Genomic DNA, 25,272 nt, shown 5'->3' with positions numbered 1-25,272 from the left:
GGATGCCGGGCCGTCCGCGTACGTTCCGTGGGTGCGGCCCGGGATCCGTGAGGGCAGGTCAGGAGGTTGCGGAGGTGAGCGCGGCGAAGACGATCACGTTGTCGAGGTAGCCGTCGCCGGTGCGGGGGCCGCCGCAGGTGATCAGCCTCAGCTCCGGGCGGTTCACGTTCCCGTAGACCTCGTCCGCCGGGAAGTCCGCCTTGGCGACCGTCCGCACGGCCGTGACCGTGAACACCGCCGCCGTGCCGTTCTCCAGACGCGCCACGATCCGGTCGCCCCGGTGCAGCCGCGCGAGATGGCGGAAGACCCCGTCCCCGTAGGAACCGACCGTGACATGGCCGAGGATGACCGACGGCCCGACCTGACCCGGCGTCGGCGAATGCCGGTACCAGCCCGCCCGGTCGTGCGCCGTGACCGGCGGCACCTGCACACTGCCGTCCGACGCCAACCCCAGCCGCATGACGGGCGTGTCGACCCCGATGGCCGGGATCCGCAGCCCGACCGGGACCGAACGCCCAAGAGCGTGCGCCCCCTTCGCCGAGGCCGAAGCCGAAGCCGAGCCCGAAGCGGAAGCCGACGAAGGCGGCGGCGTGCTCCTGGGGCGTGCCGTCGTCGTGGTCCGGTCGGCCCCGTGGCCGCCGCAGCCCACGAGCAGCGAGGCCATCGCCGCGACGGCGAACGCGCGCCTGGAGAGCGGGGTCATGCTCCGGTCGCCCGCCGGCGACGTACGACGAAGACCGCCGCGCCGCCCACGACGAGCACCGCGGCAGCCCCGCCGCCGATCAGACCGCCCTCGCCCCCGGACCCGGAGGAAGCCGCCGTCACTCCGGTGTCGGGCGCGCCCTTCGGTACGACGGAGACCTGCCTCCCGGCGCGCGCCCGGGTCGATTCGGCCGCAGTCGGTACCGGGCTGACGGAGGCCGGCGCCCGGGTCGGTTCGGCGCTGGGAGTCGGAACGGTGGTGGCGGTCGGGCGGACCGAGGGGACGGGGCTCTGCCCGTCGGCGAACGCGGGCACGGTGCTCGCCAGGGCCGCGGTGCACGCGAGTGCCATGGCGCTGAGGACAGTTCGGCGCATTGAGTCGCTCTCTTTCGTCGGTCCGCCAGGTACTCGGCGGGCTGAGTGACGGATCGAGCGGAGAGACGAGACAGCACCGGAGCAGGTTGTAAAGAGACGGCAAAGTCATGCGAGTTGACGGTCGGTCAGCGGCCGTGGCGCTGCGCCACCGGAACACCCGTCCGAACTGATACAGCGTCATCGAACGTGTGGATGGGGCGGATCGGCTTCGGAGGGCGCTCTCTCGTCGCGGCCATTCGTGGTGGGGATACGGCTGATGGGGGTGCTGCCGACCGGGTTACTTTTCGGCCTACAGGCACTCGGAGGGAGTACTAGTCGGCTCGTATGCCGTGTTCTGCGGTGGTGGGAGGCGGTGATCGGGCTGAGGGTGATCACGTTGCCGCTGCGATTCCGCTGAGCCGGCGTGGTGCCGGCCTTCGTGGCGGCGGCGAAAGGACTACCTCTGATGCGAGTGACCCGGACCATGTTCGCCTCCGCGGCGGTTGCCGCGGCCGTCGCGTTTTCCGCCCCCGTCGCGCATGCGGCATCGGGGGTCGAGCTTCGGGTGTCGGACCACGGTTCTTCCTACGGCAGCGACAGACACGACGACGGTGGAGAGGAGTCGGGGGACGAGGACGGCGGCCGGTCGGACGAGGAGCACGGCGGCCGCGGCGAGCACGGCGGCCGCGGCGAGCACGGCGGCCGCGGTGAACACGGCGGCCGCGGCGAGCACGGCGAACACGGCAACCGCGGCGAGCACGACGAGGACGGCGACGACGAGGACGAGGGCGGCCGGTCGCACGGCAGGCACGGCGAGCACGGCGAGCACGGCGAGCACGGCGAGCACGGCGGCCGTGGCGAGCACGGCGAGCACGGCGGCCGCGGCGAACACGGCGAGCACGGCGAGCACGGCGGCCGCGGCGAGCACGGCGAGCACGGCGGCCGCGGCGAACACGGCAACCGCGGCGAGCACGACGAGGACAACGGTCGCTCGCAGGACGACGACCGGTCGAAGAAGCCGAGCGGTGGCGTGCGCGCCGGTGGCGGTGCGCTGGCCATGCGGTCGGCCCAGGACGGCGGCTGGTCGCACGAGGGCGACGACCAGTCGTCGGACGGTCAGGACAGCGGGGAGCAGTCCGACGGTGGTGCGCCGCCCATGGCGGGGGCCGAGGACGAGGGCCAGAGCGAGGAGGGCCGGAGCGAGGAGGGCCGGAGCGGCGAGCACGGCCGGAGCGGCGAGCACGGCGGGTCGAACAAGCCGCGCGGTGGCGTGCACGCCGGTGGCGGCGGGCTGGCGCAGTCCGGCAACGGTCTGGCCGCGGGTTCGGTGCTGCTGCTCGGCGGTCTCGGCGCGGGCGCCTACATGCTGCGGCGCCGGGGCACTTCGGGTGCCGCCCAGGCCTGATCGGCCGGCGCTCACCAGTTGCTCGCGGTCGCGGCCGCTGTCGCTCTGGAAAGGGTGACGGCGGCCGCGGCCGCGGCGTCGGGGCCGGCTGCTGCCCGGCCCGGCGATGTCCGACCCCTGTTGATGATCCGACCGCCGCTCCCGCTCATGAAAGGCATTGCCTGATGGCCCTCCCCCAGTCCGCCCCGCCGGAACAGTCGCGGAGCAGGCCCGTGTCCCGTACTGCCGGCCGTGCTCTGCTGTGGCCGGCGGCGGCGGTGGGGCTGGGCGCTCTGCTCATCCACAACTCCCTGACGAGTCCGGCGGATCCCAAACCGCCGACCCCGCCCGCGGCCGTCGCCCCGCCCACGACGCTCACTCCACCCGACGCCGTCACCCCGCCCGCGACCGTCACCCCGCCGGCCGTCGCCCCGCGCGCGACCGTCACCCCGCCCGGGGTCGTCGTCCCGGCGCTCCCGGGGCCGAACGCGACGGCGGTTACCACGCGGGGGCTGCCACGGTCGGTACCGAAGCGGATCGAGATTCCGCAGATCGGGGTGGACGCCCCGTTCACGGCGCTGTCCCTGGGAGCCTCGGGGCAGTTGAACCCGCCGCCCGCGAACAACACGAATCTGGTCGGCTGGTTCAGGGGCGGCGCCTCGCCCGGTGAGCGGGGGGCGTCGATCGTGGTGGGGCATGTCGACACCAAGACCGCCCCAGCGGTGTTCGTGCTGCTGCGCACTCTCAAGCCGGGCAGCAGGGTGGACATCACCCGCGCGGACGGCATCGTCGCCCGCTTCGAGGTCGACTCCGTCGACACCTTCAGCAAGGCCCACTTCCCCGACGACCGGGTCTACGCCGACACACCCACCCCTGAGCTGCGGGTGATCACCTGCGGCGGCACCTACAACCACACCGTCCACGACTACGAGTCCAATGTGGTGGTGTTCGCCCATCTCGACTCGGTCAAGCGACCGCAGAGGGCGCCTGCCGGAGATCACTGACGCGCGCCGATCACCTCCGCGGGGTGCCGGCGGAGGGCCAGCCGGGCCGGGAGTGCGGTGGCTGCCAGGGCGAGAGCGGCCGTGGGCGCGAGCACCCCGAGGTAGGTGAGCGGCGGGATGTACGGGGTGGGCGAGCCGGTCATGCCGGTGGCGAAGGCGGTCAGCGTGACCAGGGCGATGCCCGTGCCGAGGACCGTGGCGACCGCGAGGGCGGCGAACGCCTCCAGGCGAAGGACGCGCAACACCTGACGCCGAGTGGTGCCCACCAGCCGCAGCAGGGCCAGTTCCCGGGAGCGGTCCGAGGTCGACATGCCCAGGGTGTTGATCACGGCGATCGCGGTGAAGGCGATGATCAGGCCCATGGCCACGTAGTTGACCTCGGCGTCGGGCGCGCTCGCGGTGACGGCCTCGGCGCGGTCCATGACCGTGGCCGAGGGGACGGCCCGGACCAGGGCGGACAGTTCGGCACGGGTGAGGCGGGGGGCCGCGACGTAGAGGGTGCCCATGGGGTTGTCCACGTGCGGGGCGACCAGGGCGTGGGAGAGGGTGAGGTCGCCGTAGCCGAGGCCGCGGGTGTAGAGCGCGGCGACGTTGAGGGTGGCAGGGGTGCCGTCGCCCAGGGTGAGGCGGACCGTGTCGCCCACGGACACGCCGAGCCGGCCGGCCGCGTTCTCGCTGACCGCCATGGAGTGCGTACCGAGGTCGCGCAGGGAACCGGCGACCACGCCCAGGTCGGTCGTCCGTGTGAGGCCCTCGACCGTCACCGCCTGTGCCCCGTACTTCGTCAGACCGACCCGTACCGAGGTGTGCAGGACCTCGGTCACGGCCTCGACGCCCGGCTGCTCGCGCAGGGAACGGGCGGCCGAGCCGGGGACCCGCGGGCCGAGGACGTAGTCGGCGCGGCTGCCCGCGGCGATCTCCCGCTGGGCGGCGTGGCCCATGGTGGTCTGTACGAACAGGATCGTGCACGCCATGGCGACGAGCAGGCACAGCGGGGTGATGACGGACGCCAGCCGCCGGGACGCCACCCGCAGGTTGGCCGCGGCCAGGTAGCCGCCGACCCGGGAGGCGCGCAGCGGCAGGGCGAGCAGGGCGACCGCCGCACGGGCCAGGAGCGGGCCGAGCAGGGACACCGCCACGGTCCACACCAGGGCGGTGAGCATCGTCACCGGGCTGCTGGCCGCCTCGGTGGACAGCGTCGACAGGACGAGGGTGAGCACGACGCCCGCGGCGGTGGCGAGCAGGCCGGCCACCAGCCGGGGCCAGGGCAGCCGCGCGGTCGGCAGCGCGGCCTCGCCGAGCGCCTCCACCGGACGCACCCGGGCCGCCCGGCGGGACGAGATGCGGGCCGCGACCCAGGCGGCCAGGACCGTTGCCAGCAGCGCCGCGAAGGCGGGGAAGGGACTGACCACCAGCCGCAGATGCTCCGGTACGGCGCCCAGTGCCACGAACCGGGACCGCAGCCAGAAGCCCAGTCCGATGCCCGCGGCGGAGCCGGCCAGGCCCGCGACGACGGCGGTCACCAGCGCCTCGCCGCCGAGCAGCCGGCGCATCTGCTTCGGGGTGGCCGCGACGGCGCGCAAGAGGGCGATCTCCCGCTGCCGCTGCTGGATGGAGAGCGCGAAGGTGCCGGCCACGACGAGGATCGCGACCAGAAGTGACGTGCCGCCGAGCGCTCCGCCCAGGCTGACGAGTTTCACCCGGGCCTGCTCCGCGTCGAGGAACTCCACGGCACCGCGGTCGTCCCCGGTGTACTGAAGTGCCCCGGTCCCGCGCAGGGCGGCTGCCACGTCGGGCCGCCCACCCGGCGTCGGGAAGACCCCGATGGCGCTGACCCGGCCGGGGCGGCCCGCCAGCCGGCGTGCCTCGGCCGGGGCGAAGAAGAGTGTGTCCTGGCTGGGCAGGGCCTGCCGGGTGACACCCGCCACCCGGTACGCGGCGGGGCCGACCGGGGTCAGTACGTCGAACCGGGTGCCCACGCGGGCGCCCGAGCCGGCGTCGACGACCACCTCGTCGGCGGCTTTCGGGGCGCGGCCGACGGCCAGGGTGAACGGGGTGAGTGCCGCCGAGTCCCAGCCGTGGCCCTGCGCCTGGCCGTTCTTGGTGCCGACGGGGAAGGTCACCTCGGCGACCACCTCGCGCACGCCGGGGGTCCGGCGCAGCCTCTGCGTCAACGACGCGGGAATCCAGGCGCGTTCGGCGATCGGCTTCGCCTTGTGCTTCGTCTTGCCACTGGACTTGTGGATCGTCCGGTGCACGTACTGGTCCCCGGCCACGAGAACCGGGGCGCCCGCGTAGCGCTCGGGTGCGACCCGGCCCCGCAGCCCGGTCTCCAGCAGCATCCCGCAGGCGGTGACCAGAGCGGCGGCGCACAGCAGGGTGACGAACGCGCCCGCGAAGGCGGCCTTGCGGTGGCGCAGCGTCTTCAGTGCGAGGGTCAGCACGGCCATCACTTCCACGCTCCCAGTCGGGTCATCCGTTCGGCGATCTTGTCGGAGGTCGGGGCGTCCATCGCGTCCACGATGCGGCCGTCGGCCAGGAACAGGACCGTGTCCGCGTACGAGGCCGCCACCGGGTCGTGCGTCACCATGACCACCGTCTGGCCCATGTCGTCGACGGTCTCCCGCAACAGGGCCAGCACGTCACGGGCGGTCATCGTGTCGAGCGCTCCGGTCGGTTCGTCCCCGAAGATCACCTCCGGGCGGGTGGCCAGGGCGCGGGCGAGGGCGACGCGCTGCTGCTGGCCGCCGGAGAGCTGTGCCGGACGACGGTTCGTACGGCCTTCGAGACCCACCCGTCGCACGATCTCGCCCAGCCACGCCTTGTCCGGGCGGGCACCGGCCAGCCGCAGCGGCAGGGTGATGTTCTCCAGCGCCGTCAGCGAGGGGATGAGGTTGAAGGCCTGGAAGACGAACCCGATCCGCTGCCGCCGCAGGCGGGTCAGCTTCGTCTCGTTCATTCCGGTCAGGTCCGTGTCCGCCAGCCGGACCGTTCCCGAGGTGGGCGTGTCCAGGCCTGCGGCGCAGTGCAGAAAGGTGCTCTTGCCCGATCCGGAGGGGCCCATCACCGCGGTGAAGCTGCCCCGCGGAATGCTCACCGATACCTCACGGAGCGCGGCGACGGCCCCCTGCCCTTTGCCGTAGACCTTGCTGACCGCGTCCAACCGCACTGTGTCTGCCATGAGTTCAAGCCTGCTGAGCAGGCGCGACGCGACCCACCGACGACGTCATGTCCGAAGCATGACCTCGTCATGAGCCGGATGATCCGGACACCGTGGTGATCGACTGGTATATGTGGCCGGGTGATACGGGTGCTTCTGGCGGAGGATCAGCACATCATCAGGGGGGCGCTGGCAGCGCTGCTCGGCCTGGAGGAGGACATCGAGGTCGTCGCCACCGTCGACTCCGGCACCGCGGCCGTGGACGCGGCCAGGGTCTACGAACCGGACGTCGCCGTGCTCGACATCGACATGCCGGGAACGATGGACGGGCTGGAGGCGGCGGCCGTACTGCGCGAGAAACTGCCGCGTTGCCGGGTGCTGATGCTCACCGCGTACGGAAAGCCCGGACACCTGCGCCGGGCGCTCGGCGCGCGGGTCGACGGGTTCGTACTGAAGACAGCGCCGCCGGAGGAACTGGTCGCCGCCATCCGGAAAGTGGCAGCGGGCGAGCGGGTGCTCGACCCCTCGCTCGCGGTCACCGCGTGGGATCTGGCCGACAATCCGCTCACGCCTCGTGAGACCGAGGTGCTCCGGCTGGTGGCGGGAGGTGCGGAGGCCACCGAGATCGCGCGACAGGTCCACCTCACGGCGGGGACGGTCCGCAACTACCTCACGGCCATCGTCACCAAGCTCAACGCCCGCAACCGCACGGACGCGGTCCGTATCGCGACGGAGGCGGGCTGGATCTAGCTCCCCGAAGGGGGCAGCGCCCCAAAGGGGCGCGGGGCTGTATCGATGTGCGGCTCCGCCGCGTGGGCGCGACCAGCCACAACGCACCCGCAGGTGCAGTACCGGCCTTCCAGCGGAGCTCTACCGCACCCACAGGCGCCGTACCGCACCCCCAGCGGAGCGCTACGGTACCCACGCGACCAACTCGAACCAGCCGTCCCCAGGCGAACGCACCGTCAGCTCTCCGTCCAGCGCGGCGAGCCGGGCCGTCAGGTTGCCGATCCCGGACGATCCCCGACGGCCGCGCGTGCGGCGCGCCCCGTCGTTGCGTACGCGCAGCCGGGTCCCGCCGTCCGCCGCCACCGTCGAGATCGCGCAGGACCGGGCGTCGCTGTGCCGCAGCACATTGGTCACCGCCTCCCGCAGCACCGCGCTCAACGCGGTCTCGGCTCCGGCCGACAGACCGTCGTGGGCGAGTGACACCTCGGCCTCGATGCCCGCGGCGGCCAGGACCGCGCGCACCGAGGCGGCCTCCGCGGTGAGCGACATCCTGCCCGCGCCGCCGGAGGCCGCCCGCAGGTCGGCCTCGCCCCGCTCCGCCATGGCCAGGACGTTCTCCAGTTCGGCGGGCGCCCGCTCGGGCGGCAGCCTGCGCGCCAGCTCGCAGGTCAGCAGCATGCCGGCCAGGCTGTGGCCGAGCAGGTCGTGCAGGTCACGGGCCGCGCGCAGACGTTCCTCGACGACCGCCGAGCGGGCCAGCCGCCGCTGTGCCTCCCCCAGTTCGTTCACGATCTGGGCGAGGCGCAGCAGTCCGTACACGACGAGCCCGGTGACCACGGTGCTGACGGTGTAGTTGACCGTCATCGCGAGTGGCAGTCCCAGCCGCGCCCCGATCAGCGCGACGCTCGCCGTCACACAGCCGACCAGCGGCCAGGCCGCGGAACGCCGGAACGCGAGCGGCAGCGGTCCGGCGAGAAACCCGGCGACCCCCAGCCAGGCGCGGCCGAACGCGAGGATCGGCAGATACGTGAGGAGCGCCATCACCGCGAGCGCCGCCATGTGCCGCCCCCGTACCGAGCGGACCTGTAGCGCGACCACCACGGCCAGGCAGGCGGCGGCGGGCAGGACCTGGCCGGCGGGGACGAGCAGCAGGGTCTTGAGCGAGAAGCCGACGAGCACGGTGACCAGCAGGGCGACGGAGAGCACATGGGCGTGCCGGTCCTCGGCCTGCTCCCGGGGCTGCGCCACGTCCGGAAGCACGGCCTCCACGACGTGCCGCCCTTCGGGGGTCAGCCCGGTCGTCACAGTGCCGCCCGCGTCGGCGATCCGCTCGGGCAGATCGCCGAGACTCTCGTCCTCCGCCGTCCGGGTGCCGTCGCTGACGACGCGCAGTCGTATCCGCCCCCGCTCGGCAGCGGTCTCGATCAGGCAGCCGGTGGCCGCGCCCCGCCGGACGATGTCGGTCACGGCCTCGCGCAGCACCTCCGCGAGCAACGCGCCTGCGGGGCCCAATGGTTCGGTGTGCCCGGGGCGCACCTGGACCGGGACTCCGGCGGTGGTCAGCAGCGCCCGTGCCGCCGTCACCTCGGGTGCCAGCGACATGGAGCGGTACGACGCGGCGGAACGCCGGGCGTCGGCGAGGCAGTCACGTGCCGAGCGGGTGACGTCGGCGAGCAGTCGCCCGGCCTGTTCCGGCTTCGCCAGGGCCGCCCGTACACCGGTGGTGATGTCGGCGAGCCCGCGCCCGAGGCCGTCGCTCAGCTCGCCGGCGATCCGCAGCCTCTCCTCGGCGACGGCGGCCGCCGTCAGGCTCAGCCGGGCGGCGTGGAGTTCGTCGGCCCGCTCGGTGAGCCGGGTCAGGCCGTAGATCACCAGGCTCATGAGCACCATGCTGATGGCCGAGTCCAGGGGCCCGGTGAGTGCGGCACCGGCAGCGACCGGTACGGCCAGCGGCCACGCCCGGGTCAGCAGCAGCGAACCGCCGAGGAACCCGAGGATCCCCACGGACGCGCCGGTGGCGTACACCGCCGCGTAGCAGACGGCTCCTTGTGTGGCGAGCAGTAACCACCGTCCGGGGTGCCACCGTCGCGGCACGGGCAGGACATGGAACAGCTGGAGTCCGAACACGACCGGCGCGAGCACCGATCCGCCGACGAGATAGACGGTCGCGAAGGCGGCCAGCACCACGACCGTGACACCCCGCGCCGAGCCGGACACCAGACCTCCCCCGCCAGCCGTGCCCCGACGGCCACGATCCTATGCCACCCCATAGAACGTTTGTTCCGCTCTGTCATCGGGCCGACAGCCCGGCCCCGCATCGCCGGGCCCCGGCCGATGGAGCCGGGGCCCATGACCGTCGCGAGGTCAGCGGACGTCGACGAAGTCGCTCGTGGCGGTGGCCGGTGCGGTGGTCGACGTACCCGCGAAGGTGTAGCGCCAGTAGCCGTCGGCCGATGCCGTGATGGTGGTCTTCAGGTTTCCGGAGCCGTCCGTCGATACCGTCTTCACGGTCGTGTACGCGGACGCCCCCTTCTTGCGGAACTGGAGCTTCACCTTCTGACCGGCGTATCCGTGATAGCCGCCGCGCGTCTCCCAGTCCACGCGGGAGAGCTTTCCGGTGACAGTGAGCGTCTTGCCCTTGGTCACCGGCTCGGGAGACGCGTTGACCGTGAGGGCCGCGTCGCGCAGCACGGCCACCGGCTTGGCGGCATGCAGATCGACGTGTCCCGTGCCGTCCGCGGACTCGGCCCAGGCGGCCAGCTTCCACGTGCCGGCCAGTGAGTTGCGTCCCAGTGCCCACCGCGGCTCGATGTAGGCGAAATGCCCCACGCAGGTGGAGGTGGTCGCGTTGACCTTGGTGCAGGTCGCCGCCCAGGAGCCGTAGAGGACGGCGTCGGGGGTGTCGTACGAACCCCGGTAGAGGTACATGTCGCCGCTCGCGATGCCCGACGGGTCGGTGGCGGTGAACTTCGCCTTGAATTCCTGTAGGGGCTGGTCGGTCAACTTCACCGGCTTGCCGCCGTTCACCACTACGTTCGAGATGCGGGTCGCGCCCGCCGTCTCGTCACCCTGCGAGGCCGGGCCTGCGAACGCCCGCTTGATGGTGCGGCGGAGAATGCCGCCCTGGTCGTCGACGGCGGTGACGCGCAGCGCGACGAAGGAGGCGGTGGCGGGTACGTCCAGCGGCGCCGAGCCGTCGGCCGCGACGGGCAGGTCGGTCCAGGTCGTGCCGTCGTCCGTGGAGTACGCGAGACCCGTGATCCTGGTGTTCGCCTGTGCCGCCTCCGTGTTCCGGGTGGTGGCACTCGCGTCGACTCGGACCGTCCCGGCGGCCGCGCGACCCATCCTGTCGAGCCCCGAGACCGTCAACCGTGCATCTATCAGCGAGAGTTCCTTGTTCGCCGCGTAGTCCGAGCGGAATGTCCACTCGTTGTGTACGTCCGTGGACAGGCGGGAGTACGCGACACGGCGGTGGACGGTCTGGTCGAGGGTGTACGTCTGCTCGGACGACGGCAGGCTCGACGACGTCAGCGCGTGGTACGCGTCGAGGCCGGAGGCCTCGGCGTAGGTGACGCCGTCGGAACCGGTCAGCTTGTACGAGTACACCGCGCGGCCGTCGATGCCATTGTGGCCGGCGGTGTCGCCGAAGGTGCTTGGCTCCACCAGCGCGATCTTCCCGTAATACCGCACCGAGCCGCCCCACTCCCGGCGCCCCGGCTGCAGGGGAGCCGCGCCCAGAACCTCGCCCGCGCTCGTCCCGGCAGGCAGGGTGCGGTCGCTCAGGTTCAGGCTGAGCTCGCCGATGGCCCCGTAGTCCAGCATCCGCATATAGGTGACGCCGGGAGTGACGTACTCGGCGACGGAGCCGGCCACGGGCACCGGGCCGCCGACGAAGACGCCCGTCCACTCGCCGAGGGAAGGGGCGGTCTGCAGGATCGCGGTCGTCCGGGTACCCGGGGCATGGACCTGCGTGACGGTCTTCGCCAGGGCGGAAGTATGGACCGTCGCGACGGGCGAGGTGGGCACGGTCGTGGTGAAGCTGTGCATGAGGTCGTAGCGGTAGGGGCTCGGCACGCTCGCCGAGGCGCCCTTCTTGCCGAGCACATCGTGGATGCGCAGCGAAACGCCCTTCACCGAGAACGGCGTGACATAGACCTTCTCGGCACCACCACCGGCGAAGCCCGCCAGGCCGCCGCCGCCCGGGACGCTGATCCACACGGCGGAGGACTGCCGGGTGGCGGTGGTGTCGTCGGTACGGATCCCGGTCTCCTTGGCCGCGCGCTGGTCGAAGGCGACCGTGGTGGCGGCCGAACCGACCGTGAAGGTACGGGTCAGCAGATAGCTCGGCTGTTGCCAGTCCGCATGCAGCGCCACCGAGAAGTAGTCACCCGGCGGCAGCTTCACGGTCGCCGTAGGCCCGATGGCATCGCTGTTGACGAGGTACGACGTCCACGTCTTGCGGTTCCAGACGTAGAACAGCTTGGTCGTGACGTCAGCGTGGGTGATGCTCAGCTTCACCGCGTATGTCGACGCGGCTGCGCTCATCGTCGTGGGACCGCTCCGCGCGGCCCGTGTGCCCGCCGCCAGTGGCAGCTTCGCGGCCGTGTGGTCCGCCATGTGCCCCCCGGCCGGCCGTACCGACACGGTGCCGTTCACGGCGGCTACGGCGTAGCGGGCCGCCTGGTCACCGGCGTCCTTCGGGTCGGCCGTGACGTGGACGGCACGTCCGCCGACGAGCTCGACGCGCCCGCCGTCCCCCAACTCGGCGCTCGACGCGCCGTGGTGTGCCGGATCCGTTGCCGTGGAGACCGCTCCCACTGTGGCAGTCTCGCCGCCCGACGCCGTTGCCGCGGGCGCGAGCAGCACCGAGGCGGCCAGCACCACCCCGCACAGCGACGCCTCAGCGGGTCTTCGGGCACGTCCTCCCCGTAAACCGAACATCATTCGCCTTACCGTCCCTTCCCCTTGAGGACCGCTCCCGGCTCATCCACCACAGGAGCGGTCGGCTCACTCTAGGGGAAAGCACCTCCCTCCCTGGCTCTGCGTCAGAAGGCGCAGATCACAGGACGACCGTCTCTGCCGACGCGGGCGTCGAGGGTGTCATGTCCTGCGTGCCGATGACAGAGAGCAGGCTCAGCTGGGCCGCGCCCTCGGTGCCGGGTGGGGCACTGAACCACAGCAGGCGCTGGCGTCCGTCCTCGCTGAACAGGCTGTGGCAGTCCAGCTCGATGATGCCCAGCGCGGGGTGGACGATGCGTTTGTGGTCGGTTCGCCGGAGGGCGACGTCGTGGGTGTCCCAGAGCGTGGCGAACTCCCGGCTGCGTGCGCGCAGCGCGGCCACCATGCGGGTCACCTCGGTGTCGCTGCCGCGCCGGGCGGCGACTGCCTGGAGGTCGGCGACGAAGACCCGGGAGTGGTGGGGGTGGTCCTCGGGCGGATACAGGTTCCGGGCCTCCGGATTGGTGAACCAGCGGTAGACGAAGCTCGCCTCGGGCTCGCGCAGCGCCGGGGGCCGACCGACGAGGGCGGCGGCCAGCGGGTTTTGGACAAGGGTTTCGTGCAGGTCGGTGATGACCTGGGCAGGGGTGGTGGTGAGCTGGGCCAGCAGGCCGAGCAGACCGGGCTGGACATGCGCGGTCGGGCCCTGCGCCGCCGGGGGGACCGGCCGGTCGGCGAGGTGGAACAGATGGTCGCGTTCGTCACCGTTCAGCCGCAGCGCCCGGGCCAGCGCGGCCAGGACCTGGACCGAGGGCTGGGCGCCGCGTCCGCGTTCCAGCTCGGTGTAGTAGTCCGCGGAGAGCCCGGCCAGGTGGGCGACCTCCTCGCGCCGCAGACCGGGCACCCGGCGCCGCGGTCCGCTGGGCAGGCCGACGTCCAACGGGCGGATCCGGTCGCGCCGGGACTTGAGGAAGGCGGCGAGTGCTGAATGGTTCACGTCTCCCATCGTCGCGCGCACCGGTGGACGCAAGCCAGGGGACGGCAACCCCTGGGTGAGGACAGCCCTGGCTGGGGCGGGCGGACCGGACCAGGCTGGAGCCGCGAGCGGGGCACCGCACCGGCGCCCCGGCCACGATCCATCCGTCGTAACCCCTCTTCCGGCATCTCCAGCAGGAGTGTTCATGTCTGCCCAGAAGACCGCGGACCGCTACGCCGCGGCCGACCCCCACGCCGACCGACCTCGCGTCGCCATCGTCACAGGTGGCTCGCGCGGGATCGGCCGCGAGACGGCGCGTCGGCTCGCGGCCGACCGATTCGCCGTCCTGATCGGTTACGCGGGCAACCGCGAACTGGCCGAGGCCGCCGTCAAGGACGTCACCGACGGCGGCGGCACGGCGATCGCCTTCCAGGCGGACGTCGCCGACGAACAGCAGGTCTCCGCTTTGTTCGCCACCGCGGAGTCCGAGTTCGGGGGCGTCGACGTCGTCGTCCACGCGGCCGGCCGGATGCAACTGGCGCCCATCGCCGAACTGGACCTGGCGGAGCTGGACGCGCTCCACCGCACCAACATCCGCGGGACCTTCGTCGTCGCCCAGCAGGCCGCGCGGAGGATCCGCAGCGGTGGCGCGTTCGTCACCTTCTCCACGTCCGTGGTGGGCCTGGCCTTTCCCGGCTACGGCGCCTACAGCGCCGGCAAGGGCGCCGTCGAAGCACTCACGCTGATCCTCGCTCGGGAGCTGCGCGGCCGGGGCATCACCGTCAACGCCGTGGCCCCCGGCCCCACCGCCACCGATCTGTTCCTCGATGGCAAGGACGATCAGACCATCGCCCGGCTGGCCGCCCAGCCCCCACTGGAGCGCCTCGGTACCCCCGCCGACATCGCCGAAGTCGTCGCTTTCCTCGCCTCCCCGGCCGGTCACTGGATCAACGGCCAGGTCATCCGCGCCAACGGCGGCATCATCTGATGGCAGCCGCCCGGCACGCGGTACCGGCACCCGACCGCTGGGCACCCACAGGCCCCGGCCCCGACGGCATGAAGTCCTCTCCCCGCTCGCCGCCGGTGTCCGCGCCGAGTTCTTCCGCCGCGTAGGGCTGGACGCCCTGCCCACCGCGGTCAGCTTCCCGTCACCACATATCGAAGGAGAACCACCATGCCGTTCGCGAACTTCAAGATCCCTGCCGGAAGCCTCGACGAGAAGCAGAAGGAGACGATCGTCACCCGTACCACCGAGCTGTACGTCGAGATCTACGGCGAACGCGCCCGTGCCAACACCATGGTCCTGGTCGAGGAGGTCACCGACGGCGGTTGGGGCATCGGCGGCAACGTGCTGACCCTGGCCATGCTCCAGCAGCCCGGAGACGGCCACGAGGACGCCTGACCTCACCTCGCCGATCCCCCGGAGAATCCGCGCAGGAGCGTCACACAGACTGCACACAGTCTTTCGAATGTCTCGTTAGCGTTGCTGGCTGCTCGATCCCGCGTGCGAACGTGACCAGGCCGCGGCCCGGCGGGGCGACGGCACGTCAACTCAGGAAGACCGCAATGGACTACTGCTCCTCGTGCCGTCGACATCTCAATGGCGCCCTGGTGTGCCCCGGGTGCGGCGCCTACGCCCCGGACATAGCACCGGCCACCACCGACGGCCGCATCTCACCGGCGCCCGCCGCCGTCGTGACGACAGGCTCGGCGGCCGGCCCGGCGGTGGCGTGGCAGCCCACGGCCTCGGACCCCTGGCACCACGACCGCCTTCGTGACGAGGCGGCGGCCGACCGGAACGAGGTCCAGCAGACCGGACCGTCCGACGAACCCGAGGGCGTGCCGCCCGCGCCGCAGGGGCGGGCCGCGCGGCGGCGACAACTGGCCCGCTGGAAGAAGAACCAGCGCCGGGCCGTGGTCGCGACCGCCGTCGCACTCGTCGGAGGCGGGCTGACGGTGGCCACGATGGAGCGGGGCTCCGGCGACCGGGCACAGGCGGCCACGGCACCGGACCTCACGGGCATGGGCGGCGTCGAGGAGGAGGCGCCGCAGTACGCCCCGCCGTCGTCGGCACCGCCCGGCACGCACCGGTCCTCGCACACTCCCGCCGCGCACCCGTCCGCGACCGGTCTCCCGCACCGGCAGTCCACCGCCGCCCCGGCCGGCACCACGCCGCCGAACGCTCGGCCGGACGCCGCCACCTCCGTACAGACGAGTCAAGGTCAAACGGGTCATACGACTCACACGACCCATACGACGACATCGGGCCGACAGGAGCCGCGGACCACCTCCCCTTCCTCCGGCGGAACGGTCACCGACGACACCGGCACGCCGCCGAAGCAGCCGTCCGCGCCCACCACAGGCACCGGTACGGACCCGGGAACCACGCAGCCGAGCCCCGCGCCCGCGGCGACCTCCCCCTCGGAGATCTGCCTGCTCGTGGTGTGCCTCGGCTGACCGACCGCACCGAGCCGCGCCTCGCTCCCGCCGCCCCGGCAAACCTCCGCGCACCTGGCCGCTGGTGGTGTTCGGAGGGCGTACGGAAGCGTCACGTCCGCTCGAAGCGGTGGCCGAGGCAGCGGTACTGCCCCGTCGCGCTCGCACGTTCAGGTGGTCGTCGTTGATCGTCCCGTCGGGCGTATGCCGTCGCGCCCTATCCAGGACGTATGGATGAACCCCGCACCACAGACAGCCACCTTCCGTCCTCCCGGCGGCAGTTCACGACCGCTGCCGGGACGGCCGCGACCGCGACGGCCCTCGGTCTGACCACGGCGGGCACGGCCGCCGCGGCGCCCGCCGTGCCCCGGCAGACCCCCTGTCCGCCGGGATCCACCGCCGACCGGTCCACCTGTCTCGCGGTCGCCCGCGCGCTGCTGGTCGTCGACGACGAGGACCGGCCGCTCGTGCCGACGTACCGGAAGATCCTCGACTCCGGTCTGCCCCGCCGCCGGACCGGGAACGCCAAGAAGATCCTGGTGGTCGGCGCGGGACCGGCCGGTCTGGTGGCGGCCTGGCTGCTGAAGCGGGCCGGGCACCACGTGACGCTGCTGGAGGCCAACGGCAACCGGGTCGGCGGCCGCATCAAGACCTTCCGCACCGGCGGGCACGAGCACGCGGCGCAGCCGTTCGCCGATCCGCGGCAGTACGCCGAGGCCGGGGCCATGCGAATCCCCGGCAGCCACCCGCTGGTGATGAGCCTGATCGACCAACTGGGCGTCAAGCGGCGTCCGTTCTACCTCGTGGACGTCGACGGCACGGGCAAGCCCGTCAACCACGCATGGCTCCACGTCAACGGCGTCCGCATGCGCCGCTCCGACTACGCGACGGCGCCCCGCAAGGTCAACCGGTCCTTCGGGGTACCCCGCAAGTACTGGGACACGCCCTCCTCCAAGATCCTGCGCGACGCCCTGGACCCCGTACGCGACGAGTTCAGCACGGCCGGGCCGGACGGCAAGCGCGTCGACAAGCCCATGCCGGAACGGGTGGAAGGCTGGGCGCGGGTGATCCAGCGGTACGGAGACTGGTCCATGTACCGGTTCCTGACCGAGCGGGCGGGCTTCGACGAGCGCACCATCGATCTCGTCGGCACCCTGGAGAACCTGACCTCACGGCTGCCGCTGTCGTTCGTCCACAGCTTCATCAGTCAGTCGCTGATCAGCGCGGACACCGAGTTCTGGGAGCTGGTCGGCGGCACCGCGACGCTGCCCGACGCGTTGCTGCGCCAGGTGGGCGACGTGCTGCGGCTCGACCGGCGCGCGACGCACATCGAGTACTGGGATCCGGACCGGCACGGCACCGACGACACCTCCCAGGTCCGCCACGACGGTCCGCACGTGTGGATCGACACGGTGTCCGAGGGGCGTGACGGCAAGGTCGTGCGCGAGCAGTTCACCGGCGACCTCGCCGTCGTCACCGTGCCGTTCTCCGGGCTGCGACAGGTGCAGATCAGCCCGCTGATGTCGTACGGCAAACGCCGTGCCGTCGCCGAACTGCACTACGACAGCGCGACCAAGGTGCTGCTCGAATTCAGCCGCCGCTGGTGGGAGTTCACCGAGGCCGACTGGAGGCGGGAACTCGACGCGGTGCGACCGGGCTTGTACGAGCAGTACCGGCAGGGCAAGGCGCCCGCCGACGGGAGCCTGCTCGGCGCGCACCCGTCGGTGCCGCCCGGCCGCATCAGCCCGGCGCAGCGCGTCCACTACGCCGCCAACCGCTGGGCCACCCGCGACCAGCCCGAGGCGGCGCACATCGTCGGCGGCGGCTCCGTCTCCGACAACTCCAACCGCTTCATGATCAACCCCTCCCATCCGGTGCCCGGCAGTCAGGGAGGTGTCGTCCTCGCCTCCTACAGCTGGGCCGACGACGCCTCCCGCTGGGACTCCCTCGACGAGGAGGCCCGCTACCCGCACGCCCTCAGGGGACTGCAACAGGTCTACGGGCAGCGCGTCGAGGTCTTCTACACGGGCGCCGGCCGCACGCAGAGCTGGCTGCGCGACCCGTACGCGTACGGCGAGGCGTCGGTCCTGCTCCCCGGCCAGCACACGGAGCTGCTCGCCGCCATCCGCGCCCCCGAGGGCCCGCTGCACTTCGCCGGCGACCACACCTCGGTCAAGCCGTCGTGGATCGAGGGCGCCGTCGAGTCGGGGGTGCGGGCCGCTCTGGAGGTGCACATGGCGTAGAGGTTCGCGACGGCATTCGCTACGACGTTCGCGACGACGTTCGTGACGGACGGCGCCCGGCCACCCCCAGGGGCCGGGCGCCGTCCGGCCGCGCGCTCACGTCGCGGATTCGATCCGGTGCTCCGGTGGCGTCACCCGGGGTGAACGGCTGGGACACGCGTCGGGGAACGCCACCGGATAACCAAGGCTCTTCATGCCGCTCTTGTACTCGGCGACGCCCGGCAACTGCTGGGTCGCCGCGGACCAGATCACCGTGGTGCAGGTCCGGGTGTCGCAGCCGCCGCCGAACGTCAGGAAGTTCTCGCTCTCCACCGACTTGCAACGGCACAGCGCCCGGCGGCGGTTGTGGGGATCGATCCGGCAGACCACGTCCAGGCAGTTCGCCCACCGGGCGCGGGTGGGGCAGGTCATGGCGCGCGTGAAGATGGTGGTGTTCTGCATCGAGAACGTCGAGACCAGCCTGTCGTGCGTCGGCGCGCGCTCGGCACAGGAGGTGAACCCGAACGAGTAGCCGTTCTGGACCGCGCAGCGGCAGATGACGATGCCCGGATCCTTGGGCGAGGGTTCGCACGCGGCCGAGGTGCACACCGCGTAACGCTGATCGCACAGCCATCCGTCGCCCGCCCTGACCTCTTTGCGCGGCTCCTTCGACGGGGTGATGAGCCTGATGCCGCGGCCTGCCGCGCAGGCCGCGGTGACCGCGGGGACCAGTGCGGCCGACGCGAACAGCACCGCCCGCCGCGCGATCGTGGACCTGCCACGGGGCTGGAGCGCCTTCGAGACCAGATCGCCGATCTCGGCCGCGCCGACCGCCGGTGCGGCCGCGACGATCCGCTCGGTGTCGACCAGAACCGCGCTGGGCGTGGCCGTGACCCCGTAGGCGGCGAGCACCCGGCGATCGGCGTCCGCCAGCAGCCGGCGCGGCCCGACCCCGCCCGCTGCGACGGGCTGCGCCGGGCGCGCGCCCCCGCTCACCACGGCGATGGTCACGCGCTCGTCATGGATCTGCTGCCACCGGGCCACTTGCGGAAGCAGGGCGGCGCAGGCACCGCAGGCGTGATCGCCGAAGACGAGGAGCAGCGGCCGGCCTCCCAGCAGCAGGTCCTCCAGAGTCCACGTCCGTCCCGTCTCGTCGGGCAGCGAGAAGCGGGGGGCGAGCATGCCCGCCCGCACTGTCCCGCCCCGCCCCGCCGCCAGGCCGGCCCACAGCGCCGACGCGACGAGAGCGAGTCCCGCGAAGAGCCAGGGGAGGTGTCCGCCGGCGGCGACGAATCCCGCGAGGGTGGCCAGGAGCCCGTTGCGGGCGACGGTCGACCAGCCGACCGGAGCGGCGCGCAGACCTCCGAAACAGTGACAGGCCGGGGCCCGTCCACGGGACACGTTCAGCGCGATGACACCGCTGAACACCAGCAACAACGCGAGCGCCCCCAGTGCGCCACCGCGCGCCCACGGGCGGATCACGAGAGCCAGAGCGATGACGAACTCACCCATCACGAGCAGCCGTGCCAGGGGTGCCGCGGCCACGGTCGGCAGACCGAAGCCGACCACGGCGCGACGCAGCCCGTCGAGGTCGGTCAGCTTGGCGATCGCCGCGACGCCGAAGACGGAGGCGAGCGCCATCGCCACCGCCAGGACCATCCCGCTCACCACAGCACCTCACTCTCGGTACCTGCATCACGGGATCGCAGAGACTGGCCGACGGCTCGCGCCGCAGCGCCCGCGACTGACTGGTACCGGCTTGCGGGCGGGACCAGCCCTCCGGCCCGGCAACAGCACCCGGGTGGCCTAGGCGTTCACCGGGCCGGGGGTGTGGCCCGCTGCACCATCGGGACGGGAGCCTGCTCTCCCGCACGTGCGTGCCCGTTCGCCTGGCGTTGACGTCATGGGGAAGACGGTGCGGCAGGCCGCGCGGGCCACGGTCCGGCTGGTTCTGGCCGCGGCGATGACGTTCGGCCTGTATCTCTTCGTCACGGTGCTGCTGATCACGGCCATCACCACCCTCGCGGTGGTCGGCGCCTGGATGCTGCCCGAGACGGTACTGCTGATACGCCGTATCGCCGGAGCGAAACGGCAGCAGGTCGCCGCGTGGACCGGCCGGGAGATCCCCGAGGCCTACCAGCCCCTCACCGTCCGCGAACGCGTCCGCGCCGCGGTCCGCGACCCCGGCACCCTGACCGACCTGTATGACCGCCACCTACCTCTACGGCCCCCTGACCCTGCTGGCGCTCCCCCTGTGGCCGCTCGGCCTGCTGATCGACGTGACGGCCGGCGCGCGCAGTCCTTGGATGTCGCGCCGGAGCGGAGGGTTCGACGAACCGAGGGGGCGGGACTCACGGTGGCCGCCTATGCGGGAGGGGGCCGTGGGAGTGTGCGTCATGCCCTGAACTGTCCGTGGAGGAGGGGGCGTTCCCGTGAGGCAGAACACACAGGGGGGCGGAGCCAGGGTACAACCCGGGCCCGGTGTCCCGGTGTTCGTGGTCACCTGGTGTGCGCTCACAGGGGGAGACCGTGATCGAATGACGTAGCCGTGCCAGTAGGCTGGGCACTCGTCTCACGGCATGGAGGATGAAGCAACAGGTGCTGATCGCGGGCCGGTACCAGCTGAACACCACCATCGGACGTGGCGCGATGGGGGAGGTCTGGCGGGCGTACGACCAGATGCTCGGCCGGGATGTCGCCGTCAAGGTGCTGCTCGCCCAGAACGCCGATCCGACCGCCGACTCCCGGTTCCGCCTGGAGGCGCAGACCGCGGGGCGGCTCCACCACCCCCATGTGGTCGGCGTCATCGACTTCGGCGAGCACGAGGGCCGGCTGTTCCTCGTGATGGAGTTCGTGGACGGCGACAGCCTCGCCCGGGTGCTCTCCGACGACGGTCCGCTGCCGGCCGAGCGGGTCGCGCACATCGCCACGCAGGCGGCGGCCGGACTGGCCGTGGCGCATGAACAGGGCATCGTGCACCGGGACATCAAGCCCGGCAATCTGCTCGTCGACGCGAACGACAACGTGAAGATAGGCGACTTCGGTATCGCCCGCTTCATGGACGACCCGTCGGGCGCGCTCACGGCGACCGGGCAGATCGTCGGGACGAGCCTGTACATCGCGCCCGAGCGCGCCCTGGGCAAGCCCGCGGGACCTGCCAGCGACGTGTACTCGCTCGGCTGCGTGCTCTACCAGCTCCTCACCGGTCGGCCGCCGTTCCGCGCCGACACCGCGATCGCGATCCTCCACCAGCACCTCGACGCGGCCCCCGTACCGCCGCGCGAGCTGGGTGTCTCCCTGCCGCCGGCCTTCGAGAACTACCTGCTCAGCCTGCTCGCCAAGCGGCCCGAGGACCGGCCCACGGCGCGACAGGCCGCCGACTGGTTCGGCAGCGGCGCCTGGCGGGGCCGTCCCGAACCGCTCCCGGCCGCCGCCCCGCAGCCGCGTCCCGCACCCGCGGTTGCCCCGGGACCTCCGGTGCTCCCCCGCCCGGAGACGGGCCCGGCGACGACGTACAAACTCCCCTCCGCGGGCGGGGTCCCGGGCCGCCGGGCCGCCCACCGCCAACGGCCGTCGACGGTGGGCCACCGCGAACGCCCGCCGGCCCCGGCCCAGGCCCCGGCCCATCGCGAACGGCCCTCCACAGCAGCCCATCGCGAACGTTCGTCGACCGGTGGCGGCCGTCGCGCGCGGCCGTCGCTCCGCGCGACCGTCGCCTCCCGGCCCCGCGCGATCGGGCTGATCGCCGCGGTGTTGATCTTCCTCGCGGCGATGTTCATCGGCAGGGCGTGGTTCTCGCCGGACAGCAGCTCGGCGGAGACCCCCGGGCCGCGCACGTCGGGTATGTCCGCCCCGCTCGGCCCACAGACCGCGTCCCCGCTCCCGTCGTCCCCGGACCAGGACTGAACAGCCCCAATTCCCTTTTCGCAGCAGGCGATTGAGTTGACAGAACGTTGACCAGTCGTAGGGAAAACGGTGGTGGGCACCGGTTATATGTTCACCGACATGCCTCCACAGCCCCCACGCCTCCCGGTCCTCCCCTACCGCAAGCCCACACGCGGCCGTGACTACTGGATCCTGGACGACGTACTGCCGAACGTGGACGAGGTCCGGGCCCGCTGTCTCGCCAAGGACGAGGACGACTGGACCAAGGGCTTTCCGTACACGCAGGAGAGCTGGCCGGGGCTGCGCACCATGCCGGGGCTGGAACCTGGTGAACTCGCCCGGATCGAACGCCTGGTGCGCAAGGAGACCGGCGCCCAAAAGCTGTGGCAGGAGACCGCCCCCGGCGGCGGCACCCTCAACCACAACTGCGTCCAGGTCGTCGGCAAGGACGAGGGCGAACCGCGCCCGCACACCGACTCCCGCGCGCTGTGCCGCTACGCCGCGGTGCTCTATCTCAGCCCGAACATCCCCAAGGACTGCGGCACGAGCTTCTACCGGCAGAACCTGCCGGGCGGGGTCCTCGGCGGCAACATGGTGCAGGCGCCGCACACCAATCTGGTCGAGGCGCTGGGCACGCGGTATGTCTCCCCGGACGCGTTCATCGAGGACATCCGCGTGCCGCAGCGCTACAACCGGCTGCTCCTCTACAAGGCCAACCTCATGCACAGCGCCACCGGTTACTGGGGCAGCGAGCTGGAGGAGAAGCGCATGACGGCCGTCTTCTTCTGGATGGCCTGAGCGCTCCGGTTCAGCTCAGACCGAGGCTGTCCAGCGCGGTCGTCCAGTCCGTGATGATCGCGTTCTGCGCGTCCTCAAGGCTCACGTCCCCGGCGCAGACGGCCTTCTTCAGCTTGTTCTCGACGGTGTCCTTGTCCGCCGAGGTCTCGTCGCCGTAGTGCGGTTCGGGCCAGAGGTTCAGCGGGCTCTTGGGGGCGCCGCCGAGTTCGAGCGGCACGAAGTGGTCTTCCTCGTAGTCCGAGGTGCTGGTGTCGGTGTAGCCGTACTCGACGATCTGCTTCTTCTTCAGGGCGGTGGTGTACGAGCTGGACGGCCGCACGGTCGCGGTCCAGCCGGAGACACAGATCGTGGAGTCGATGGTGTCCTGCGTGACGTCCGGGTTGAGGGCGCCGGGCTGGCAGCTGGGGTCGGGCAGGGGCAGGTAGTCCTGGCTGCACGTCTGGGCGTGCGCGGTGCCGGCGGTGACGGTGAGCCCCGCGGCGGCGAGGGCGAGCGTGGAGAGGGTGGTCACCAGGGGGCGGGATATTCGGGACATGGGGGTCTCCCGGTGCGGTGCCCGGCATGTTTCCGGGCGGTCGTGAGCATGACAGCACCGGGATTTCTATGCGGGTAGAGCCCTTTGCGGGACCGGGAGAAGCTTGGTTGAAGGTTTATGCATGCCATGACCGCGGGTTGTGAAGTCATGGGCACAGCTTGGGCGTTGGTTCATCTCCCGGTACGCCCGCGCCAGGCGTACGGGCGCCGGCGTACCGGCGCGGACGTACCAGCGCAGACGTACCAGCGCAGACGTACCAGCGCGGACGTACCGGCGCGGCGCCCCTCAGCGAGAAGAGGGGAGCGGCAGGGCGTCCGAGTACGCGTTCACCGGCCGGTCGACCTTCTCGACGGTACGGGCGTCGAGCGCGACCGGGGCGGAACCGGTGCCCAGGGTCCCACCGGGGTGCCAGGTTCCCGTGACGGTGACCCAGGTGTTTGCGGGCAGGGCCGCCGTCCCGTACATCCGCACCTTCACGGACTGGGCGTCCGCCGCACAGCAGTTGAAGATGAGCCGGGTCAGATACCAGCCGCCGCTCCCCTTGTCGGGCGTGACGAACCCGGTCATCCGAACACTGCGCCCCTTGATGGCCTGCTCGCGGTCCTGCTGCACACGGCTGGTGAAATCCGAGAGGGTCATCGGGACGGGCGAGGTCGCGGGCAGCGGGTCGAAGTGCTCCCGCTCGGTGACGGCCTTGGGGGCCTCGCGGGAGGCGGTGTACGCGCCGAGGGCCGGCGGGGCGTAGAAGAGCAGACTCAGCGCGGGCAGGAACAGCAGCCAGGCGACACGGGGCGTGGCGGAGTGGTCGTGACCGTGACCGTGGTCCTCGCCTCCCCCGTGCTCGTGACGCTCCGCGTGCCCATCGCGCCCGCCCGGCCACCACTGCGCCACCGCGTCCGCCACCCCCAGCAGGAGCAGCAGCGCGCCCGACGCGATGAGCATCGGGCGCATTCCCTCTTTGACGTACCTGAGGCACAGGTCGGTGAAGAGCGAGGCGTGCAGCAGGCCGAGACCGCTGAGGACGAGCAGGATCACCTGGACGGGCCGCTTCACAGCAGCGCACCTCCGATCAGCACGCTGCACAGTACGGCCACGACCATCGTGGCGGCGGAGAAGCGGACCGCGAAGGCACGGCCGAACGTGCCCGCCTGAAGGGCGATCAGCTTCAGGTCGACCATCGGCCCGACCACCATGAACGCCAGCCGCGCGAGGGGGGAGAAGCCGCTGAGCGAGGCCGCGACGAACGCGTCGGCCTCGGAACACACCGCGAGGAGAACGGCCAGCCCGGCCAGGAACAGCACCGACAGCCAGGGCGAGCCGGAGAACAGGTCGAGCACGGAACGCGGGACCGTCACGTTGAAGGTGGCCGCCGCCATGGCCCCGACGACCAGGAAGCCGCCCGCGTGCAGGAAGTCGTGCTGGAACCCGAGCCGGAACTCCGTCCAGCGGCTGTGCCCCGGCTGGTGGCCCGTGTGCCGTACGGAGGGCCGGAGCCACTCGTCGCGGCCCAGCCAGAGCCACAGCCAGCCCATCACGGAGGCGGTGGCGAGCGAGGCGAGCAGCCGGGCCAGGACCATGGCGGGAGAGCCGGGGAAGGCGATGGCCGTGGCGGTCAGCACGACCGGGTTGACGGCGGGGGCGGACAGCAGGAACGCGAAGGCGGCGGCCGGGGTGACACCCCGCCGGATCAGGCTGTTGGCGACCGGCACCGACGCGCACTCGCAGCCGGGCAGCACGACCCCGGCGACCCCGGCGACCGGGACGGCGAGCACGGGCCGACGGGGCAGCGCGCGGCTGAACACCCGCGCCGGCACGAAGGCGTTGATCGCGCCGGACAGGGCCGTGCCAAGCAGCAGGAAGGGCAGCGCCTGCACGGTGATGGCGAGACAGACGGTGCGCCAGGCCTGCATGGCCGGCTCGTCCAGCCACCGGCTGAGGAGGAGGAGCACCGGACCGGCGAGAAGGGCCGGTCCGAACAGGAGCGGCCAGGGGGGCCGGCCGCGTACGGGGGCTTCGTCGGCCACCGCGGGGACCGCGACGGCCTCCTCCGCCTCCTCGGCCAGTTCATCTGTCTTCTGCATGCCCGCTCCGAATGTCGGATGTTCGGATCGAACATAACGGGTACCGGGCCAGGCGCCCCGCCACCGCC

At 72.1% G+C, this 25,272-nt stretch carries 21 protein-coding genes; 10 read left to right on the top strand and 11 right to left on the bottom strand.

Annotated elements, in window-relative coordinates:
* Positions 1–58: 58 nt before the first annotated feature.
* Entirely contained in the window at positions 59–703 is a 645-nt protein-coding gene (locus Q2K21_RS00645; protein WP_310763076.1) for a class F sortase, read from the bottom strand.
* Positions 700–1,077 carry a sortase-dependent protein gene (locus Q2K21_RS00640; RefSeq protein ID WP_310763075.1) on the bottom strand — a complete coding sequence of 126 codons (378 nt, stop codon included), beginning with the start codon at positions 1,075–1,077 and terminating at the stop codon, positions 700–702. The genes Q2K21_RS00645 and Q2K21_RS00640 overlap by 4 nt, the downstream gene beginning before the upstream one ends.
* A gap of 445 nt (positions 1,078–1,522) precedes the next feature.
* Between Q2K21_RS00640 and Q2K21_RS00635 the strand changes: the two genes are divergently transcribed.
* Positions 1,523–2,461 (top strand): hypothetical protein, encoded by a 939-nt coding sequence (locus Q2K21_RS00635; RefSeq protein WP_310763074.1) that lies wholly within the window; start codon positions 1,523–1,525, stop codon positions 2,459–2,461.
* Between the two features lie 164 nt (positions 2,462–2,625).
* The gene (locus Q2K21_RS00630; protein WP_310763073.1) at positions 2,626–3,444 is read left to right on the top strand and encodes a class F sortase; all 819 of its coding nucleotides are present in this window, start codon (positions 2,626–2,628) and stop codon (positions 3,442–3,444) included.
* Here Q2K21_RS00630 and Q2K21_RS00625 read toward each other — a convergent pair.
* Together Q2K21_RS00625 and Q2K21_RS00620 are read right to left on the bottom strand one after the other, a co-directional pair.
* On the bottom strand, positions 3,438–5,894 hold the full coding sequence (locus Q2K21_RS00625) for an ABC transporter permease (protein WP_310763072.1): 2,457 nt from the start codon (positions 5,892–5,894) through the stop codon (positions 3,438–3,440). The genes Q2K21_RS00630 and Q2K21_RS00625 overlap by 7 nt on opposite strands.
* Positions 5,894–6,625: an ABC transporter ATP-binding protein gene (locus Q2K21_RS00620; protein ID WP_310763071.1), complete on the bottom strand. Its 732-nt coding sequence runs from the start codon at positions 6,623–6,625 to the stop codon at positions 5,894–5,896. Before Q2K21_RS00620 ends, Q2K21_RS00625 begins: the two co-directional genes overlap by 1 nt.
* Positions 6,626–6,745: 120 nt before the next feature.
* Here Q2K21_RS00620 and Q2K21_RS00615 point away from each other — a divergent pair, with 120 nt between their 5' ends.
* Positions 6,746–7,354: a response regulator transcription factor gene (locus Q2K21_RS00615; protein ID WP_310763070.1), complete on the top strand. Its 609-nt coding sequence runs from the start codon at positions 6,746–6,748 to the stop codon at positions 7,352–7,354.
* A 162-nt stretch (positions 7,355–7,516) separates the two neighbouring features.
* Here Q2K21_RS00615 and Q2K21_RS00610 read toward each other — a convergent pair whose 3' ends face one another.
* The 3 genes from Q2K21_RS00610 to Q2K21_RS00600 form a co-directional block, all read right to left on the bottom strand.
* Entirely contained in the window at positions 7,517–9,550 is a 2,034-nt protein-coding gene (locus Q2K21_RS00610) for a sensor histidine kinase (protein ID WP_310763069.1), read from the bottom strand.
* A gap of 147 nt (positions 9,551–9,697) precedes the next feature.
* The gene (locus tag Q2K21_RS00605) at positions 9,698–12,277 is read right to left on the bottom strand and encodes a hypothetical protein (RefSeq protein WP_310763068.1); all 2,580 of its coding nucleotides are present in this window, start codon (positions 12,275–12,277) and stop codon (positions 9,698–9,700) included.
* 115 nt (positions 12,278–12,392) lie between these two features.
* Positions 12,393–13,268 (bottom strand): MmyB family transcriptional regulator, encoded by an 876-nt coding sequence (locus Q2K21_RS00600; protein WP_386275932.1) that lies wholly within the window; start codon positions 13,266–13,268, stop codon positions 12,393–12,395.
* A gap of 184 nt (positions 13,269–13,452) precedes the next feature.
* Here Q2K21_RS00600 and Q2K21_RS00595 point away from each other — a divergent pair, with 184 nt between their 5' ends.
* From Q2K21_RS00595 to Q2K21_RS00580, 4 genes are all read left to right on the top strand, one after another.
* Complete coding sequence (locus Q2K21_RS00595) at positions 13,453–14,235, top strand: SDR family oxidoreductase (RefSeq protein ID WP_310763066.1); 783 nt, start codon at positions 13,453–13,455, stop codon at positions 14,233–14,235.
* 186 nt (positions 14,236–14,421) lie between these two features.
* Positions 14,422–14,649, top strand: a complete 228-nt coding sequence (locus tag Q2K21_RS00590) for a 4-oxalocrotonate tautomerase family protein (RefSeq protein ID WP_310763065.1) — start codon at positions 14,422–14,424, stop codon at positions 14,647–14,649.
* Between the two features lie 164 nt (positions 14,650–14,813).
* The gene (locus Q2K21_RS00585; protein WP_310763064.1) at positions 14,814–15,704 is read left to right on the top strand and encodes an SCO2400 family protein; all 891 of its coding nucleotides are present in this window, start codon (positions 14,814–14,816) and stop codon (positions 15,702–15,704) included.
* A 209-nt stretch (positions 15,705–15,913) separates the two neighbouring features.
* The gene (locus Q2K21_RS00580; protein ID WP_310763063.1) at positions 15,914–17,926 is read left to right on the top strand and encodes a flavin monoamine oxidase family protein; all 2,013 of its coding nucleotides are present in this window, start codon (positions 15,914–15,916) and stop codon (positions 17,924–17,926) included.
* A gap of 96 nt (positions 17,927–18,022) precedes the next feature.
* On the opposite strand, the gene Q2K21_RS00575 is transcribed toward Q2K21_RS00580, so the two are convergent.
* The gene (locus tag Q2K21_RS00575; RefSeq protein ID WP_310780511.1) at positions 18,023–19,564 is read right to left on the bottom strand and encodes a MauE/DoxX family redox-associated membrane protein; all 1,542 of its coding nucleotides are present in this window, start codon (positions 19,562–19,564) and stop codon (positions 18,023–18,025) included.
* Positions 19,565–19,808: 244 nt separating this feature from the next.
* On the opposite strand from Q2K21_RS00575, the gene Q2K21_RS00570 reads away from it, so the two are divergent.
* From Q2K21_RS00570 to Q2K21_RS00560, 3 genes are all read left to right on the top strand, one after another.
* Positions 19,809–20,438 (top strand): sensor domain-containing protein, encoded by a 630-nt coding sequence (locus tag Q2K21_RS00570; RefSeq protein ID WP_310763062.1) that lies wholly within the window; start codon positions 19,809–19,811, stop codon positions 20,436–20,438.
* Positions 20,439–20,503: 65 nt separating this feature from the next.
* The gene (locus tag Q2K21_RS00565; protein ID WP_310780509.1) at positions 20,504–21,811 is read left to right on the top strand and encodes a serine/threonine-protein kinase; all 1,308 of its coding nucleotides are present in this window, start codon (positions 20,504–20,506) and stop codon (positions 21,809–21,811) included.
* 99 nt (positions 21,812–21,910) lie between these two features.
* Complete coding sequence (locus Q2K21_RS00560; protein ID WP_310763061.1) at positions 21,911–22,588, top strand: DUF6445 family protein; 678 nt, start codon at positions 21,911–21,913, stop codon at positions 22,586–22,588.
* Positions 22,589–22,598: 10 nt separating this feature from the next.
* On the opposite strand, the gene Q2K21_RS00555 is transcribed toward Q2K21_RS00560, so the two are convergent.
* From Q2K21_RS00555 to Q2K21_RS00545, 3 genes are all read right to left on the bottom strand, one after another.
* A complete protein-coding gene (locus Q2K21_RS00555) occupies positions 22,599–23,123 on the bottom strand; it encodes a hypothetical protein (protein ID WP_310763060.1) in 525 nt (174 codons plus the stop codon).
* Between the two features lie 285 nt (positions 23,124–23,408).
* The gene (locus Q2K21_RS00550) at positions 23,409–24,176 is read right to left on the bottom strand and encodes a TIGR03943 family putative permease subunit (protein ID WP_310763059.1); all 768 of its coding nucleotides are present in this window, start codon (positions 24,174–24,176) and stop codon (positions 23,409–23,411) included.
* The gene (locus tag Q2K21_RS00545) at positions 24,173–25,204 is read right to left on the bottom strand and encodes a permease (RefSeq protein WP_310763058.1); all 1,032 of its coding nucleotides are present in this window, start codon (positions 25,202–25,204) and stop codon (positions 24,173–24,175) included. Before Q2K21_RS00545 ends, Q2K21_RS00550 begins: the two co-directional genes overlap by 4 nt.
* Between the last annotated feature and the right edge of the window lie 68 nt (positions 25,205–25,272).

Source organism: Streptomyces sp. CGMCC 4.7035 (assembly GCF_031583065.1).
Taxonomy (GTDB): domain Bacteria; phylum Actinomycetota; class Actinomycetes; order Streptomycetales; family Streptomycetaceae; genus Streptomyces; species Streptomyces yaanensis.
Note: the sequence above shows the minus strand (reverse complement) of the source record. Positions and strands in the feature narration are given on the sequence as shown.

Bases quoted from the DNA above. Each gene is read 5' to 3' on its own strand.
- Q2K21_RS00590 (WP_310763065.1), top strand. From the start codon at position 14,422: ATGCCGTTCGCGAACTTCAAGATCCCTGCCGGAAGCCTCGACGAGAAG.
- Q2K21_RS00635 (WP_310763074.1), top strand. From the start codon at position 1,523: ATGCGAGTGACCCGGACCATGTTCGCCTCCGCGGCGGTTGCCGCGGCC.
- Q2K21_RS00570 (WP_310763062.1), top strand. From the start codon at position 19,809: ATGGGGAAGACGGTGCGGCAGGCCGCGCGGGCCACGGTCCGGCTGGTT.
- Q2K21_RS00575 (WP_310780511.1), bottom strand. From the start codon at position 19,564: ATGGTCCTGGCGGTGGCGATGGCGCTCGCCTCCGTCTTCGGCGTCGCG.
- Q2K21_RS00620 (WP_310763071.1), bottom strand. From the start codon at position 6,625: ATGGCAGACACAGTGCGGTTGGACGCGGTCAGCAAGGTCTACGGCAAA.
- Q2K21_RS00555 (WP_310763060.1), bottom strand. From the start codon at position 23,123: ATGTCCCGAATATCCCGCCCCCTGGTGACCACCCTCTCCACGCTCGCC.
- Q2K21_RS00595 (WP_310763066.1), top strand. From the start codon at position 13,453: ATGTCTGCCCAGAAGACCGCGGACCGCTACGCCGCGGCCGACCCCCAC.
- Q2K21_RS00625 (WP_310763072.1), bottom strand. From the start codon at position 5,894: ATGGCCGTGCTGACCCTCGCACTGAAGACGCTGCGCCACCGCAAGGCC.
- Q2K21_RS00545 (WP_310763058.1), bottom strand. From the start codon at position 25,204: ATGCAGAAGACAGATGAACTGGCCGAGGAGGCGGAGGAGGCCGTCGCG.
- Q2K21_RS00560 (WP_310763061.1), top strand. From the start codon at position 21,911: ATGCCTCCACAGCCCCCACGCCTCCCGGTCCTCCCCTACCGCAAGCCC.
- Q2K21_RS00605 (WP_310763068.1), bottom strand. From the start codon at position 12,277: ATGATGTTCGGTTTACGGGGAGGACGTGCCCGAAGACCCGCTGAGGCG.
- Q2K21_RS00645 (WP_310763076.1), bottom strand. From the start codon at position 703: ATGACCCCGCTCTCCAGGCGCGCGTTCGCCGTCGCGGCGATGGCCTCG.
- Q2K21_RS00585 (WP_310763064.1), top strand. From the start codon at position 14,814: ATGGACTACTGCTCCTCGTGCCGTCGACATCTCAATGGCGCCCTGGTG.
- Q2K21_RS00580 (WP_310763063.1), top strand. From the start codon at position 15,914: ATGGATGAACCCCGCACCACAGACAGCCACCTTCCGTCCTCCCGGCGG.
- Q2K21_RS00640 (WP_310763075.1), bottom strand. From the start codon at position 1,077: ATGCGCCGAACTGTCCTCAGCGCCATGGCACTCGCGTGCACCGCGGCC.
- Q2K21_RS00630 (WP_310763073.1), top strand. From the start codon at position 2,626: ATGGCCCTCCCCCAGTCCGCCCCGCCGGAACAGTCGCGGAGCAGGCCC.